The 15,358-nt window shown below is 70.4% G+C and carries 17 protein-coding genes; 13 read left to right on the top strand and 4 right to left on the bottom strand.

The window, feature by feature from the left end; all coding sequences use genetic code 11:
• Window positions 1-2 precede the first annotated feature (2 nt).
• From K8638_RS11955 to K8638_RS11940, 4 genes are all read right to left on the bottom strand, one after another.
• Window positions 3-2,114 carry an ABC transporter permease gene (locus K8638_RS11955; protein WP_223754608.1) on the bottom strand — a complete coding sequence of 704 codons (2,112 nt, stop codon included), beginning with the start codon at window positions 2,112-2,114 and terminating at the stop codon, window positions 3-5.
• Between the two features lies 1 nt (window position 2,115).
• Entirely contained in the window at window positions 2,116-2,856 is a 741-nt protein-coding gene (locus K8638_RS11950) for an ABC transporter ATP-binding protein (RefSeq protein ID WP_223754607.1), read from the bottom strand.
• Window positions 2,759-3,325 carry a GbsR/MarR family transcriptional regulator gene (locus tag K8638_RS11945; protein ID WP_223754606.1) on the bottom strand — a complete coding sequence of 189 codons (567 nt, stop codon included), beginning with the start codon at window positions 3,323-3,325 and terminating at the stop codon, window positions 2,759-2,761. Before K8638_RS11945 ends, K8638_RS11950 begins: the two co-directional genes overlap by 98 nt.
• Window positions 3,326-3,505: 180 nt before the next feature.
• Window positions 3,506-4,075, bottom strand: coding sequence for an RNA-binding protein (locus K8638_RS11940; protein WP_223754605.1), 570 nt, complete (start codon window positions 4,073-4,075; stop codon window positions 3,506-3,508).
• Window positions 4,076-4,335: 260 nt separating this feature from the next.
• On the opposite strand from K8638_RS11940, the gene K8638_RS11935 reads away from it, so the two are divergent.
• The 13 genes from K8638_RS11935 (at window position 4,336) to sctQ (ending at window position 15,320) form a co-directional block, all read left to right on the top strand.
• Window positions 4,336-4,617, top strand: coding sequence for a hypothetical protein (locus tag K8638_RS11935; RefSeq protein ID WP_223754604.1), 282 nt, complete (start codon window positions 4,336-4,338; stop codon window positions 4,615-4,617).
• A gap of 138 nt (window positions 4,618-4,755) precedes the next feature.
• Window positions 4,756-5,325, top strand: a complete 570-nt coding sequence (locus K8638_RS11930) for a hypothetical protein (protein WP_223754603.1) — start codon at window positions 4,756-4,758, stop codon at window positions 5,323-5,325.
• 81 nt (window positions 5,326-5,406) lie between these two features.
• Window positions 5,407-5,838 carry a tetratricopeptide repeat protein gene (locus K8638_RS11925; RefSeq protein WP_223754602.1) on the top strand — a complete coding sequence of 144 codons (432 nt, stop codon included), beginning with the start codon at window positions 5,407-5,409 and terminating at the stop codon, window positions 5,836-5,838.
• Window positions 5,839-5,854: 16 nt separating this feature from the next.
• Complete coding sequence (locus K8638_RS11920) at window positions 5,855-6,250, top strand: hypothetical protein (protein ID WP_223754601.1); 396 nt, start codon at window positions 5,855-5,857, stop codon at window positions 6,248-6,250.
• A 7-nt stretch (window positions 6,251-6,257) separates the two neighbouring features.
• On the top strand, window positions 6,258-7,094 hold the full coding sequence (locus K8638_RS11915; RefSeq protein WP_223754600.1) for a sigma-70 family RNA polymerase sigma factor: 837 nt from the start codon (window positions 6,258-6,260) through the stop codon (window positions 7,092-7,094).
• The gene (locus K8638_RS11910; protein ID WP_223754599.1) at window positions 6,976-7,527 is read left to right on the top strand and encodes an ATP-dependent helicase HrpB; all 552 of its coding nucleotides are present in this window, start codon (window positions 6,976-6,978) and stop codon (window positions 7,525-7,527) included. The genes K8638_RS11915 and K8638_RS11910 overlap by 119 nt, the downstream gene beginning before the upstream one ends.
• 106 nt (window positions 7,528-7,633) lie before the next feature.
• Window positions 7,634-8,452 carry a type III secretion protein gene (locus K8638_RS11905; protein ID WP_223754598.1) on the top strand — a complete coding sequence of 273 codons (819 nt, stop codon included), beginning with the start codon at window positions 7,634-7,636 and terminating at the stop codon, window positions 8,450-8,452.
• A gap of 72 nt (window positions 8,453-8,524) precedes the next feature.
• A complete protein-coding gene (locus tag K8638_RS11900) occupies window positions 8,525-10,345 on the top strand; it encodes a hypothetical protein (RefSeq protein ID WP_223754597.1) in 1,821 nt (606 codons plus the stop codon).
• Window positions 10,346-10,369: 24 nt separating this feature from the next.
• The gene (locus K8638_RS11895; RefSeq protein WP_223754596.1) at window positions 10,370-11,044 is read left to right on the top strand and encodes a FliH/SctL family protein; all 675 of its coding nucleotides are present in this window, start codon (window positions 10,370-10,372) and stop codon (window positions 11,042-11,044) included.
• A gap of 18 nt (window positions 11,045-11,062) precedes the next feature.
• Window positions 11,063-12,379 (top strand): type III secretion system ATPase SctN, encoded by a 1,317-nt coding sequence (gene sctN / locus K8638_RS11890; RefSeq protein ID WP_223754595.1) that lies wholly within the window; start codon window positions 11,063-11,065, stop codon window positions 12,377-12,379.
• Window positions 12,380-12,438: 59 nt separating this feature from the next.
• Window positions 12,439-12,927 carry a flagellar assembly protein FliH gene (locus tag K8638_RS11885; RefSeq protein WP_223754594.1) on the top strand — a complete coding sequence of 163 codons (489 nt, stop codon included), beginning with the start codon at window positions 12,439-12,441 and terminating at the stop codon, window positions 12,925-12,927.
• A gap of 33 nt (window positions 12,928-12,960) precedes the next feature.
• Window positions 12,961-13,854, top strand: coding sequence for a flagellar hook-length control protein FliK (locus K8638_RS11880; protein ID WP_223754593.1), 894 nt, complete (start codon window positions 12,961-12,963; stop codon window positions 13,852-13,854).
• On the top strand, window positions 13,851-15,320 hold the full coding sequence (sctQ, locus tag K8638_RS11875; protein ID WP_223754592.1) for a type III secretion system cytoplasmic ring protein SctQ: 1,470 nt from the start codon (window positions 13,851-13,853) through the stop codon (window positions 15,318-15,320). Before K8638_RS11880 ends, sctQ begins: the two co-directional genes overlap by 4 nt.
• The last annotated feature ends 38 nt before the right edge of the window (window positions 15,321-15,358 follow it).

The following is a 15,358-nucleotide window of genomic DNA, read 5'->3' as shown; positions in this document are numbered from 1 at the left end:
CCTTACTCGTCCGTCTGCATCGCCTTGAGGGGCGAGACCCGCGTCGCGAGGAACGCCGGGTAGAGGGTGGAAATGGAGGACACCACGAGCACGATGACGAACGCGGCAATCAGATTTCCCGCGCTCAGGGTGGGGTAGAGCCGGGGGCCGGAGAAGAAGAAGTACAGCGCCTCGTTGCCCGCGGGGATGCCCGCGCTGCCCAGGGCCGCCATGATGCCGCTGCCCACCAGCGCGCCGCCCGCGCCGAAGACGAGGCCCAGGAGCAGCGTCTCCACCAGCACCATGCCCAGCACGAAGGAGCGCTGCGCTCCAATGGCCCGCATGGTGCCCACCTCGCGCACCCGCTGCAGCGTGGCCATCATCATCGCGTTGTTGATGATGACCAGCGCCACCACGAAGATGATGAAGACCGCGAAGTAGAGGACCAGCTTCGCCATCAGCACGAACTGGCCGATGATGCCCGCCGCCTGCTGCCAGGACACCACCCGCAGCTTCAGCCCGGCGTCCTGCGCCGACTGCCGCAGTTCCGCCAGGGTCTGCTGGAGTTGCTCCGGGTCCTTCAGCATCACCGCCGCGCTGAGCACCACGCCCTGCTCGATTTCGGACTGCGAGTAGACGCGCTTCGCCAGGTCGTCCCGGCGCAGTGAGTCCATGGCCCCGTTGAAGGCCTCCTGCTCGTTGATGAGGCCCGGGGTGGCCTCGGCCACCAGCGAGTTGCCGCTGTCCTCGCCGAAGAGCGCGTCCTCCGCGTTCTCCCGCGCCACCGCCTTCACGCCGCTCTGCTTCTGCAGGTCGGCGATCTCCGCCTTCTTGTCCGCGGTGAGGTAGCCGTACAAGTCCCGGAAGGACATCAGGTCCATCAGGTTGAGGGCGCCGGCCAGCGCGGACTTCTCCAGGCCCTTGAACTGGTAGGTGCCGTAGATCTTCACGTTGACGCTCTGCACGTAGCCGCTGCGCGTGAAGGCGGTGATGGTGAGGCTGTCACCCAGGCGGATGCGGTAGAGCTCCAGGAGCGGCGCCAGCTCCGCGTAGAACTGCGCGTAGCGGGTGTCGAAGTTGGCGTCATCCGTGGCGAGGAAGTCGGACAGCAGCTTCTCCAGCTTCGGCTCCTGGCTGCCCAGCACCTTCTGGAGGCGCTCCACCGCCAGGCGCGTCTTGATGGGGTCCAGCTGGAAGAGCAGCTCGCGCGTCTGCGTCTGGTTCTCCTTCACCCAGCGCTGCATCTGCGGGTCCGTGGCGATGGTCTTCTTGTTGACGTCGCGCTCCTGCTTGATGAGGTCCAGCCGCCGCGCCGTCTTCAGCTTGAGGTACTCCTCGTAGAAGAACTTGGACAGCAGCATGCCGCGCTGGCCGGACGGCACCGGCTGCCCGTCCACCACCTCCATGCGGTCGAAGGTGCGCTGGAAGGCGTCCAGGTCCGTGCCCGCGTAGCGGATGTAGAGCATGTCCCCGTCCGGAATCTGCGGGGCGATGCGGTTCTCCAGGAACTCCAGCGAGTCGAACGGGTCCGCCTCGAAGCCGTTCCAGAACTCCTCCGAGCGGGCGCGGGCAATGGCCTCCTTCTCCTCCGGCGTGCGGGCCGTCTCGCTGAGGAGGGCCTGGCTCCTGGCCATCTCCTCCTCCATGAGCGCCACCATCTGCCGCACGTGGGACTTGAGGCTGTCGATGTTCTCCCGGAGGCCGGGCGTCTCGCCGCCCTCCGCGCGCTTCTTGTAGAGGTCCCTCAGGCGGGCCAGCGTCAGGTCCACCGTGTTGCCGGAGGTGATGAGCGCGCCGTTGGTGCCCATGGGCACCAACGTCTTCACGTTGGGGTGCTTCTCCAGCACCGGCTTGATGCGGCTGAAGTCATCCACCGCCGCCAGGTCCGGCTCGCCACCCATCTGTCCGAAGAGGCCCAGCTCGTCCTTGGACTCGTCCGAGTAGACCTGCAGGTGCCCGGCCACGCTGCCGATGATGCTGCGGCTCATGGCGCTGTCCATGCTGTCCAGCAGCGCGCCGCCCACCACCACCAGCAGGGTGCCGAAGAAGATGATGCCGCCGATGAGCAGGTTGATCTTGCTGGTGAACAGGTTGCGGAACGCCACCTGCATCAGCAGACGGAAATGTCCCCCCATGTCAGTGACTCCCCGAGGCCATGGCCCGCTGCGCCTCGGAGGCGCTCAGGCGGTCCAGAATCTTCCCGTCGGCCAGGCGCCACACGGCATTCGCGTGGTTCATCACCTTGGCGTCGTGGGTGGAGAAGATGAAGGTGGTGCCCTCCTTCTGGTTGAGCTCCTTCATCAGGTCGATGATGTGCTGGCCCGTGACGGAATCGAGGTTCGCGGTGGGCTCGTCCGCCAGCACCAGCTGGGGCCGGGTGACGAGCGCGCGGGCCACCGCCACGCGCTGGCGCTGGCCGCCGGACAGCTCGTTGGGCCGGTGCTTCGCGTGGTTCGCCAGGCCCACCTGCTCCAGCAGCTGCATCACCCGCTCCCGGCGCTGGGCCTTGTCCAGCTTGCGCTGGAGCAGCAGCGGGAACTCCACGTTCTGGAAGACGGTGAGCACCGACACCAGGTTGAAGCTCTGGAAGATGAAGCCGATGGTGTGCAGGCGCAGGTGGGTGAGCTGGCGCTCGCTGAGCAGCTTGGTGTCCTGGCCGGCCACGCTCACCACGCCGGTGGTGGCGGTGTCCACGCAGCCGATGAGGTTGAGCAGCGTCGTCTTGCCGCTGCCGGACGGCCCGGCGATGGAGATGAACTCACCGGGGTGCACCTGGAGGTCAACGCCTCGAAGCGCGGGGACGACCACCTTTCCCAGGGTGTAGTCCTTGGTCACGTTCGTGATGGAGACGATGGGGGACTTCGCTGCGGGGTTCATGCGGAGCGTCCTTTCGAAGCTTTCGAGCGTCGCGCCACCGCTCGGCGATGCCGGCCATCTCGGCCAGGTAGAAGTCACAGAAGTCCGCGGCCTCGCGCAGGTGGGCCTTGTCGGCGAGCCGCGGAGAGGCGAGGGCGCCGCGGCACAGCCGGACGAAGGCCTTCATCGCCTCCTCCGCGGTGCGCAGCCGGCTCTCCCAGCCCTCGGTGCTGATGACGTAGTAGTGCTGCCGGTCGCCGGGCACGCTGACCGGCTCCACCAGCCCCATGGAGGTGCAGGCGCGGATGTTGGTGGACACGGAGGCGGCGCTCACCTTGAGCAGCTCGGCGATGCGTTTGAGCGACAGCGGCTCGTCCGCCAGCATCAGCAGCGCGTGGATGCGCCCGCCGATGCGCGTGCCGCCCTGCCGCTCGAAGTGCAGAGCCATCGCCTCGATGAAGCGATGCTCCGCGTCGCCCAGCTCCGTCATGCCGGCCTCCGTCTCCTCCGCCGGGGCCTCGCGCACGCGGGCCCGGGCCTGGAGGGTGCGGCGGCATGTAGTGTGTTCAGTTCATTCAGTCAAGACTGAATGAACTGAACACGGAGAAAGGGAAGGGGCCCGCGGCCGGAAGTGGCCGTGGGCCCTGGGGTTCCCCTCTGGAGTGGCACTTCAGGGCGAGGGGCTGGAGCTGGTGTCCGGGTTCATGGTGCCCGTGTCGCCGGAGCCGCCGGTGTCGTCCATGCTCTTGTCCTCCTCGAGGCCGGTGCCGCCCTGGTTGATGGAGGAGTCGGGCGTCATCACGTCACCGGTGCCCCCGGTGCCGGACATGGAGATGCTCTTGGCGACGTTGTCCGTCTCCTTCACCTCGTAGCTGGCGCGGATCTCCTGGCCCGGCTGCAGGTCCTTGGCGCGCTTGAGGGCCGGGTCGGTGAACTGGGTGCTCTTGTCGACCTTGAGCGGCACCACCACGCCCATGTGGTCCACGTAGACCATCTTGTTGTCGGCCTTGACCACCTTGCCTGTCAGCTCCTTCTGGCCCATGGCGCTCTGGCCGCCCATGGTGGAGCCGGAGCCGCCCATGGCGGGCTCGTTCTGCATGCTTCCGCTACCCGCGGTGCCGGCGCCACCCTGCGCGGAGGACGGCTCCTGCTGCTGCTGCTTGCTCTTGTCGTCCTCCGCGAAGGCGGCGCCCGAGCCGAGCAGCGCGATGGTCGCGAAAACTCCAACCAGCTTCTTCATGGGATTCTCCTGTGTGAGTGCGGCGGAGGGCGTGCGGCGCCGCTCCGTTGCGGAAAAGCTAGGTGCGCTCGTGGAAGCGAACAGGGCTTGCTGGGCAGTCCTCTGGAGCGCCCGTTCCCTCCTCGGCCGGTGGGACGTGGGGTGCCGTCCCCAGCGGAAGAAGCGGGTGGCTTGAAGGCGGTGGGGCTTTTCCCCTACCGTCACGAGTCCAGCGCCCACCGGCCGTCCGGCCGGTGGCCCGACAGGAGACCTTCGCCGCAATGCCCCCGTCCGCCAAGCCGTCCACGTCCGCCCCGGCCCAGGAGCTGCCCGCGCCCTCCTATCCCGCCGTCGAGTCCCTCCTCGAGGCGACCCCGGCGGAAGAGGTGCGCGCCCTCTTCGCCCCGGTGAAGGCGGGCCTCGCCGACCTCAAGGGCCCCAAGGTGGAGCAGGGCAAGAAGGCCCAGGCGGCGATCAGCCGCGCCGAGGAGCTGCTGGAGCTGCTGGTGGAGACCCGCGAGCGGCTCGTCGCCGAGGCGAAGGGCGCCAAGGGCCGGAAATAACAGGGGTTTTGGGGGCGGTCCGGCTTTTTTGCCTGGATCAGGCAACCCCGGGCCCCAACGGCCGATAATACGAAGGAGAGCATCCGGAACATCGGGGATCTCTGACCTTTTCGCTGGCAGCAGCGCCTGGAGGAAGCAATGGCGAAGATCGACAACATGATGGGCCCGACGACGCGTCTCTCGACGAACCTGACGACGGCTCGGCAGACTCCGAACACCGGCTTTGGCGCGCGGCTGCAGAGCGGCCTGAACAACGCCGCGGGCGCGGTGGGCGCGGGCGTGGGCGCGGTGGCGGGCATGATTCCGGGCGGGCAGATCGTCTCCGCCGCGGTCTCCTCGATGCACACCTTCTCCAGCACCAGCGGCTCCGGCATGGCCGGCGCGCCGTACGCCGGTGTCATGGGCACGGCGGTGGCGCCGATGGGCGGCGGCACGGGTTCGATGGTGTCCGGCTCGGTCGGCGTCTCCGTGGGCGGCGGCGTGGGCGGCAGCATCGTGGGCACGCCGACGGCGGGCACCGGCGCCAACGCCAGCCCGACGGACACCGTCAACGGCAGCTTCTCGCTGACCAAGATGGCCGAGGAGAACTCCAAGCTGCTCAACCTGCAGGCGGCCATCCAGCAGGAGTCGCAGACCTTCACCGCGATTTCCAACGTGATGAAGTCGCGGCACGATACGATCAAGAACTCCATCAGCAACGTCCGCTAATCGCGGGCGGCACCAGGCCGAAGGGGAGGTGGGCGGCGCCGCCCGCCTTCTCGGCGGACGCGGAAAGGAAGAGCGAAGTCCATGGCGGAGACCTCGGAGATCTCGAACAGCCTCGTCCCCCTCGGGCGCCAGCAGGCCATGGTGCTGCTGGAGGCCGGCTACCTGTGGCTGGACATGGGGCACTTCGACAAGGCGAAGGAGATCTTCACCGGAGCCGCGGCGCTGATGCCCAAGAGCGAGGTGCCGCAGCTCGGACTGGGCGCGGTGGAGTTCGCCCAGGGCCGTCACGACAAGGCGCTGCAGGCCTACCGCTCCGCGCAGCGGCTGGCGCCCCAGTCCGCGCTGCCTCGTGCCCACGCGGGCGAGGCGCTGCTCTTCATGGGCAAGGTGGTGGAGGCGCTCAAGGAGCTGAAGGCCGCGATGGACCTGGAGCCGGACAGCGACGCGGCCCGGCTGGCCCAGGCGCTCCTGCAGGCGAAGGAGGCGGGTGTCCTGCCTCCGGCGAAGAAGTAGGACGGAGGAGAAGGCGATGGCTGTCGGTGGTGTGGGACGAGGGGGTGGAAAGGGCCGCGCCGGTGGCGCGAAAGGTGCGTCCGGCTCCGCGCCGGCCGCGGGTGCGAGCTTTGGCGGCAAGGTGGACAAGGCGGAGTCTCTCGTCGGGCCCTCGGGTCTGGTAGGCTCCAGCAACGTCCAGGGCCCCCAGGCTGCGGACCCGGTCGCCGCCCAGGCGGTGGCCATTGCCCGGCAGCTCAAGAACGGGGGCTTCAAGAGCAAGGAGGAGGCGACCAAGGCGCTGGTCGCCGAAATCCTGAAGGAGAAGCTCCGCATGAAGTCCACCTCCCTCACCAGCAAGATCTCCGACGCGCTGCAGGATGATCCGCGGCTGAACCAGGTTCTCGAGCGGCTTTGGTCGAAGGCCGAGTGAGCGGCGCTTGGCTCTGGGCGACGACAGGAAGGTCATCCTCGAGAAGTACGGCCCCTACGTGCGGTCGCTGGCGGCGACCGTGCGCAAGCAGTTCAACGCCCAGCTCGAGCTGGATGAGCTGGTCGCGTACGGACAGATAGGCCTGCTGGAGGCCGCCGAGCGGTTCGACCCGAAGGTCGGGGCCAACTTCCTCACCTTCGCCCACTACCGCATCAAGGGCGCCATCTTCGACGGGCTGAGGAAGATGGGGGTGTTGCGGGGCTCGGATGCCCGCACCGCCTTCGCGGGGGAGCGGGCGGCGGCGTACCTGGGCAATCTCTCCGACAGGGAGTCGGGGACAAGCAACCGGGGCAGCTCATTCGACGATGATGTCAATGACATCTCGGATGCGGTGGCCGGGCTCGCCATGGTGTTCGCCACGAGCCTGGAAGGGGCGGACGCGCAGGGCTACACCGACGAGTCCCTGCCGGTGGACGTCCGGCTGGAGCTGGAGCAGTTGAAGACGCGGGTGCGGGCGGCGATAGAGAAGCTCCCGGAGAAGGAGAAGAAGCTCCTTCAGGGCTACTACTTCCAGGGCAGGACGCTGGAGGAGGCGGGGGCGGAAATAGGGCAGTCGAAGAGCTGGGCGTCGCGGCTGCATGCGCGCGCAATCGACCGGCTCAAGGAACTCTTGAACGAGGAGGAGGCACTGCCTCCGACTCCGACGGATGCAAGGAGGGTCTCACATGGCGGGTCCGATGACCGGGGTCTCCGCGGCGCAGGTGGCGCAGCAAAAACTCCAGGAGCAGGGCGCTCAGCAGACGAACAAGCAGGGCGCGTCGAAGTTCGACGGAGTTCTCGCTGACAAGGCGCAGGGCGCGGGCCAGGTGGACGCCACCCAGGGCGTGAACAAGGCCCAGGCCACCCAGCGCACGGAGGCCGTGCGCCAGGTGGAGACCGTCAACAAGACGGAGAAGGCCGCCCTCAACAAGGTGAGCGCCGCCGGCCAGGAGCCGCTGACGGCGAAGGGCGCCGAGCCCGTGGCCGCCAAGGCCGAGACGGCGAAGTCGTCCAAGGCCGGCGACATGATGACGCAGGTGATTGGCGACCTGGAGAAGGGCCAGGGCAACCTGGAGAAGATCATCGCCCAGGCCTCCAGCGGGAAGCAGTTCTCCAACGCGGAGCTGCTGTCGCTCCAGGCGTCCATGTACCAGTACACGCAGCAGCTGGACCTGACGAGCAAGGTGGTGGAGAAGGCCACCACCGGCCTCAAGGACGTCGTCAAGACGCAGGTCTAGGCATTCCCACCGCACCCCGGTGGCGCCGGTGAAGGGCGGTCCCTCCCTCTTGGGGGAGGGGGCGCCCTTCCGCGTTTTCCGGGGGCCTAGTAAGCTCGCCCCGCCCATGATTCGCCGACCGCACGCGTTTGTCGCCCCGCTCCTCGCCCTCGTCCTCGTGACGGGCTGCCACATCGAGCTCCAGCACGAGCTGACCGAAGCGGACGCCAACGAAATCTACGTCCTGCTCAGCAAGAACGGCATCAACGCCAAGAAGGAGAAGGAGGAGGGCGGCAACGAGGTGCGGTTCATGATTACCGTGCCCAAGGCGGACGCCGCCCAGGCCGCGGAGCTGCTCAAGCGCAACTCGCTGCCGCGCCCGGTGGAGAAGGGCCTGGCCCACTTCGCCAAGGGCAGCATGGTGCCCACCGCCACCGAGGAGCGCGCGATGCTCCTCAAGGCGCTGGGCGGCGAGGTGTCCAACGCGCTCAATCAGATCGACGGCGTGCTGGAGGCGCGCGCCATCGTGATGATTCCGGAGAACAACGACCTGACGCAGCCGGAGAACAAGCCGATGCCGTCCGCGTCGGTGTTCATCAAGTACCGGCCGCTCGAGGGCAACAAGCCGCCCATCACGGAAGAGATGGTGAAGCGCTTCGCCGCCACCTCGGTGCCGGAGTTGAAGCCGGACGCGGTGACGGTGCTGATGACGCAGGCGATGCTGCCCACGGCGGAGACGGACTCGGAGAGCCGGCTGCAGGACGTGCTGGGGCTGCGGATGACGGCGTCCAGCGCGGGCCAGTTCAAGGTGATGCTCGGCGGCGCCTTCGCGCTGGTGCTGGTGATGATGGGCCTGACGGTGTGGACGTTCATGCGCGGGGGCTCCAGCAGCGCTCCCGCGGCCCGCGCCGGGGGCCGTCCCCGCGCCCGGCCTCCGGAGGCCTGACGCCGTTGCCCCTTGCGGCGGGGCTTCCTTCCTCCTCCCAGCGCGGGCGGCCGTGAGCCCGCGAGGTGACGTTTGGACTCGTTCTTCACCTCGCTCAACAAGCGCCAGAGCATGATGCTCCTGACGGCCGTCACCTTCGGCGGTCAGGACAGCCTCGCGGCGCTGGAGCACCTCCCGGAAGAGGAGGGCGCGCTGCTGCGCCACCGCGCGCAGGAAATCCTCCAGATTCCGCGGGAGAAGCGCATCCCCGCGGTGGTGCAGGAAATCAAGCGCTTCCTCAAGGACCGGCGTGGGCAGCTCTGGAGCGCGGAGCCGGAGCGGCTGGCCGCGCTGCTGCAGCGCGAGCGCGGGGCGCTGGTGGAGGTGGTGCTGCGCGCGCTGCCGGGCACGCTGGCGGACGCGGTGCGCGCCCACCTGCCGCCCCCGCGCGTGAAGCTGACGCGCGAGGTCCGTCCGCAGGTGCTGGACATCGTCCGGTGGAAGCTGGAGGAGGCGCTGGCGCGCGAGGCCGGGCAGCAGGCCGCGGGCTTCAAGTTCTCCGACGTGCTCCAGCTCCAGCAGCGCGAAATCCTCACCGTGTGTGATCGGCTGGGCGCGCGCGTGCTGGGGCCGGCGATGGCGGGCCTGCCGGACGGGGAGCGCGACGCGCTCATCGAGCCGCTGCCGCCGGACCTGAAGCTGCTGGCCACCAAGTCGGTGGCGGCCAATGCCCCGCGCAAGCTGCCCGAGGAAGACGCGCGCGCGGCGCTGACGGTGCATGAGGGACTGACGAGCCTGGCGGCCGCCATCCGGAGCGCGGGCGTCCAGCGGCTGGCGCGCGCGTGCGTGGCGCAGTCGCCGGAGTTCGCCGCGCGCATGCTGGAGAAGTACCGCGGCGAGTTCGGCAGCCTGCTGGCGAAGTGGGTCCGGGAGGAGCGCATCCGCCCCACCGCCCGGGGCGACGGCGGCCGCACCGACATCGTCATGGACCTGGAGCGCCTGGCCACGCGGGGCCTCATCGAGCGCCCGGTGCGTCTTGCGTCCCAGCCCCCGCCGCGTCAGTCCGCGGTGCTCCCGCCGCCGCCGGGGGCGCGCAAGGCGGCCGGCGCGCCTTCCCGGGACGCGCCCTCGTCCCAGGCGCCTCGCGCGTCCATGCAGGGCCCCGCCGTGTCCGGGCCGAAGCCGCGTCCGTCCATGCAGGGCCCGGCCCCCTCCCGCCAGGTGCCCGCGGTGTCCGGCGCCGCGCGGAGGGACCCCATGGCCGAGCGCGCGGCCCGGAACGCGGGGGCGATGTCCAGCCGCGGGCCCGCGGCGAGGACCCCGGCAGACCCGGGCGGCTCCGCCGTGCACCGGGTGCCGCCCCGCCGCGAATCCTCCATTGCCACCCCTGCCGGCGCCCGCCGCGAGCCCGGAGCGCCCGAGCCCCGGCCGTCACGGCCCGTGCGGGCGGATCCGGACGGGGCCCGGATCGGCCCGCCGCCCTCGCGCCTGGGCCAGCGCGGTGCCCCCCGCCAGGAGCCGGAGACGAACCCGGAGCCCGGCCGGGAGCGCTCCCGCGTCGCGCCGGGAGAGCCGTCCCGGGTGCGGCGGCCGCCCGAGGAGCCTCCTCGTGTCTCCCGGAGGCGCCCTGGCGTGGAGCCCGGTGCCGAGTCCAGCGGGGACCCGGACGGCTCCCGGGTGTTCCGCTCCCGGGGCTCAGGCGCCCCTCGGGGTGGGAGCCGGGGCGCGCCGGAGGAGCCGGCGCCGGAGCGGCCTCCCCGGGTGCTGCCCGGGCGGGCGACCACGTCCCCCGGTCAGGCGGCCCTGACCGAGGGCACGTCGGTGCAGCGCCGGCCCCGGTCCACGTCCGGAATCGACCGCCCGGTGGTGCCTCCGGGCTCGGGCGGACGTGGACCCAGGGGCGGAACGCGCTAGCATCGGGGACCCAAGGAGCACCCCATGGCTATCGGCAAGGTGATCAAAGGCGACGGGAGCGCGGAGCCGGGCTTCGCGGCGGAGCGGCCCGTGCTGCGCCCGCCCCGCGCCGGCGTGATGAACGCCGAGGTCTTCGAGGCCCGCCAGGGCGCCCAGTCCATCCTCGAGGACGCGCATCGCGAGAAGGAGCGCATCCTCGCCGACGCCCAGCGCGAGCGTGAGGAGCTGCTGGCGAAGGCGCGGGAGCAGGGCCGGCAGGAGGGCCTCGCGCAGGCCACCGAAATCATCCTCCGCGCGAAGATGCAGGCGGGAGAGCTGCTCGGCAACCACGAGCGGGACGTCATCGAGCTGTCGCTGCGGATGGCGGAGAAGATCATCGGCCGGAGCCTGGAGAAGGACCCGGACCTGATGGTGGAGCTGTGCGCGTCCGCCATTGAAAACCTGCGCAGCGCCCGGTCCATGGTGCTGCGGGTGCACCCGAAGACGGCGGCGGTGCTGCGCGCCAAGAAGCCGGTCCTCATGGAGCTCATCGGCCGGGCGGTGGACCTGGCCATCCGGGAGGACCCGGACGTGGCGCCGGTGGGCTGCATCGTCCAGACGGAGTTCGGCACGGTGGACGCGCAGCTCCCCACCCAGCTCGAGATGCTCCAGAACGTCCTCCTTCCGGACCCGAACGGCCGGAAGGAAGGGCCGGCCTGAGGCGCCAGGGAGGCACACATGGCCATCGACCTGTCGCGCTACTACGACCTCATCAAGGAAGCGCAGCTCGTGCGCGTCCGCGGCCGCGTCACCGAGCTGACCGGCCTCATCATCAAGGCGAGCGTGCCCAACGTGCGCGTGGGCGAGCTGGTCTACATCAAGAGCCGCAACCGCGGCGCCGTGAAGGCCGAGGTGGTGGGCTTCCAGGGCGATGACGTCATGCTCATGCCCCTGGGCGAGCTCGTCGGCATCGGCCCGGACAGCGAGGTCGTCCCCGCCGGCAAGCCGTTGACCATCAAGTGCGGGGACGCGCTGCTGGGCCGGGTGCTCAACGGCATCGGCGAGCCGATGGACGGCAGCCCGCTGCCGGAGGACGCGGGCCTCGTCGACTGGTCCGTGGACCGCGACTGCCCGGACCCCTTCACCCGCCAGCGCATCGAGCGGCCGCTGCCCCTGGGCGTGCGCTGCATCGACGGGCTGCTCACCGTGGGCGAGGGCCAGCGCGTGGGCCTCTTCGCCGGCTCGGGCGTGGGCAAGTCCACGCTGATGGGACAGATAGCGCGCAACACCCAGGCCGACCTGTGCGTGGTGGCCCTCATCGGCGAGCGTGGCCGCGAGGTGCGCGAGTTCATCGAGGACGCCATGGGCGAGGAGGGCATGAAGCGCTCCGTGCTGGTGTGCGCCACCTCGGACCAGCCCAGCCTCGTGCGCCTGCGCGCCGCCTACGTGGCCACGGCCATCGCCGAGTACTTCCGGGAGCGCGGCGGCAACGTGCTCTTCATGCTGGACACGGTGACGCGCTTGGCCCGCGCCCAGCGTGAGATTGGCCTCGCCGTCGGTGAGCCTCCGGCCCGCCAGGGCTACCCGCCGAGCGTGTTCTCCATGCTGCCCCGCATCCTGGAGCGCACGGGCAACTCGGCGAAGGGCAAGTGCACCGCCATCTACACCTGCCTCGTGGCCGGCGGTGACATGGAGGAGCCCATCGCGGACGAGGTCCGCGGTATTCTCGACGGCCACTTCATCCTCAACCGCGCCCTCGGCGAGCGAAACCAGTGGCCCGCCATGGACGTGCTGGCCAGCCTCAGCCGTGTGATGAGCGGCATCGTCAGCAAGGAGCACAAGAAGGCCGCCGGCCAGCTCCGCGAGCTGCTCTCCACGTACGAGAAGCAGCGCGACCTCATCCTCCTGGGCGCCTACCAGTACGGCACGGACCCGCGCACGGACCGGGCCATCGACAAGTACGACGCCATCATCGACTTCCTCAAGCAGGACACCCACTCCAACTCCAGCTTCGAGGACACGGTGTCGCAGCTCATCGCCCTGTTCGAGGACTGAGGCCCCCGCCCCAGGCCGGGGGTGCGCGGAGGGAAATCCGCCGGTAGGATGGGGGCACCATGCCCCCGTACCGGTTGCAAGCCCTGCAGGACATGCGCGCCCGCGCCAAGGAGGAGGCGGAGCAGGCGTTCTCCGCCGCCGTCAAGGCCGTGGAGAAGGAGAAGGCGGAGCTCCAGCGGCTCGTGAACGAGCTGGAGCGGCGCAAGCGTGAGCGCAAGGAGAAGGTGGCCGCCTACCTCAAGGAGGTCATGGCCAAGGGCGCCGGCATCAACGGCATGAACATGATGAACCGCTTCGAGGAGCGCCTGAAGGACGAGGAGGCGCAGGTGGCGCTGGACGTGGAGCGCCAGAAGGAAGCGGTGAAGGTGGCCGAGCGCCTCGTGGAGCAGCGCCGCCGGGAGATGGCGGAGGCGGCCAAGGAGCTGAAGGCCATCGAGAAGCACAAGGAGAACTGGCTGAAGCAGGTGAAGTACGAGCGCCAGCAGCGCGAGGAGCTGAACCAGGAGGAGATTGGCAACGCCTTGTTCCTGGCTCGGCAGCGCAAGTAACCTGCCGCCACCCCATCCCTCGGGAAAGACGTCATGAGCCGAGTCGACGACGACCGCGAAGCAGCGCGCCTGGCCGAGCGCATCATGCAGGAGAAGAAGCTCGCCGAGGGCCAGGCCAAGAAGCGCCAGGAGGGAGCGAGCGCCTTCCAGAAGCTGATGCAGCAGGCGCAGCCCCAGTCGACGCCCCCGGGCGCGCCACAGACACCGGCCCCTCCGCAGGGCGGGCTGGCCCGCGCGGTGCTGGCCAAGGCGACCCAGCAGGGGAAGACCTTCGGCGAGCGCCTCCAGGAGCCGTCCACCGGTGGCCAGCAGGCCGCCGCCCAGACGAGCCGGCGCGCGGACGCGGGTGCGACCGAGGCCCGGGCCCAGTCCCGCGTGACGGATTCGAAGGAGGACCGCCGCACGTCGGAGACCCGTGACAAGGACCTGAGCAAGGCGGAGTCCTCGCTCGGGCAGGTCAACGCGGACCGGGGCGCCGCCATCCGGGCGGATGCCGACGCGGGCGGCGGCAAGGGCAGCGGCGGTGGGGGAGGGAAGGACAAGAAGGAGGGCGGGGCGGAGATGGCCCCGGGTTTCCGCTTCAACCCCGCGCTGATGGCGCCGGTGCCGGTGGCCAAGCCCAAGGACACCGCGGGCTCCGAGCGGCTGCGCGCCCTGGCCAGCGAGATTGCGCAGAAGATTGTCGACCGCATCCGGGTGGGCACCAACGCCGCCGGCAACGCGGAGTTCCAGATTGATTTGCGCGGCGACGTGCTCAGCGGCCTGTCCATCAAGGTCAGCGCGAGGAACGGGAAGATTTCCGCCACCTTCAGCGGCTCCAACCGCGAGGTGTTGAAGCAGCTCGAGGAGCACAGTGAGGGCCTGCGTACCGCGCTGGGTGGCCGTGGCCTGAGGCTCGAGGACCTGAAGTTCGAGGCCAAGACATGAGCGTCGAGCCCGACGACGAGGGCCCGGCCCCACACGAGCGGACGATGCTCGTGGACCTCCGCGAGCTGCGCATCCGGCCGGAGCGCCCCGAGCGCCAGGAACGGCCGGAGCGTCCCGAGCGCCAGGAGCGTCCCGAGCGCCAGGAGCGTCCCGAGCGCCAGGAGCGTCCCGAGCGCCAGGAGCGTCAGGCGTGGCCCGCGCGGCCGGAGCGCCCCTGGCGTCCCTTCACGTTCAGGAACCTGGAGAAGGTGTCCCGGGCACAGGGGCTGCTGGCGCAGCGCCTGCGCTGGCTGACGCCGGCGGACGGCACGTTGGCGGCGGTGGCCACGCGCCTCAAGGAGCTGTTCGACGCGCCGGTGCACCTGTCGCTGGAGTCGGTGCAGGTGCGGCCCATGGCGGAGTTGCGGCGCTTCCTGGGGGACCCCACGTTCCTGGCGGTGCTGGCCCCGGGCGCGCTCCAGGGCCGGGCGGTGCTGGAGGTGGAGCTGGCGCTGGCGCACGCGGCGGTGGACCTGCTGCTGGGCGGCGCGGGGGAGATGGTGGGCCTGCGGCCGCTGACGGACATCGAGGAGGGCGTGATGGGCTACGTCGTCCTCGAGGCCCTCAAGGTCCTGGTGCCGGGCCTGCAGGACGCGGTGCCCCGCCCGAGGCTGGACGGCGTGGCCCGGGGCGTGGACGAGGTGTCCGCGCGCCTGGGAGACGACGGGCCCATGCTGGCCGTGCACCTCCACGCGACGCTGGGGCCGCATGGCGGCATGGTGCGGCTGGTGGTGCCCTCGGCGGTGCTGGAGGCGGCGGAGCCGGCGGTGGAGAGCGCCCAGCGGCGCGCCCGCCTGAAGGCGGACATGGAGGCGAACGCCGGGCGGCTGTCCACGGTGCGCAGCTGGTTGCGGGCGGAGATTGGCACGGCCGAGATTTCCGCCCAGGACCTGGCCAGCCTCCGGGTGAAGGACGTGCTGCTGTTGGACGCGCTGTCGGCGAGGCCGGACCGGGGCGAGCCCGGGACGGCGCAGCTCCGGGTGGGCTCGGGGCGGGCGGGCCGCGCGGAGGCGGAGGTATTCATCGAGGATGGGCGCTACCGGGCGCGCATCACCGACATCGTCCTGGGGGAGCCGGGCAATCCGCGCTCGGCCTCCGAGGAAGGCTCGGGCCAGGACGAGGAAGAGGACTTCACCAACCCGGAGCTGGATGTGCCTCCGGAACTGGAAGGGGCGGCCTTGGACGACGTGAACAAGGACGGGAGCGACCTGCTCGGCGACGTGCCGTTGCAGATCGCCGTGGAGCTGGCGCGCGTGCCCGTCACCGCGCAGCAGGTGGTGGGGATGCGGGCCGGCCAGGTCCTCGAGCTGAACCGGGGCCCGGGCGAGCCGGTGGAGCTGTCGGTCAACGGCAAGGTGGTGGCCCGCGGCGAACTGGTGGAGGTGGAGGGCCAGCTCGGCGTTCGCATCATCAATCTGGCGGGCTGAGGCCCGTGGCGGGGCTGGAGCAGGCGGCCGAGCGGGGC

It is taken from the genome of Myxococcus sp. RHSTA-1-4 (assembly GCF_020037125.1).
Classification (GTDB): domain Bacteria; phylum Myxococcota; class Myxococcia; order Myxococcales; family Myxococcaceae; genus Myxococcus.
Note: the sequence above shows the minus strand (reverse complement) of the source record. Positions and strands in the feature narration are given on the sequence as shown.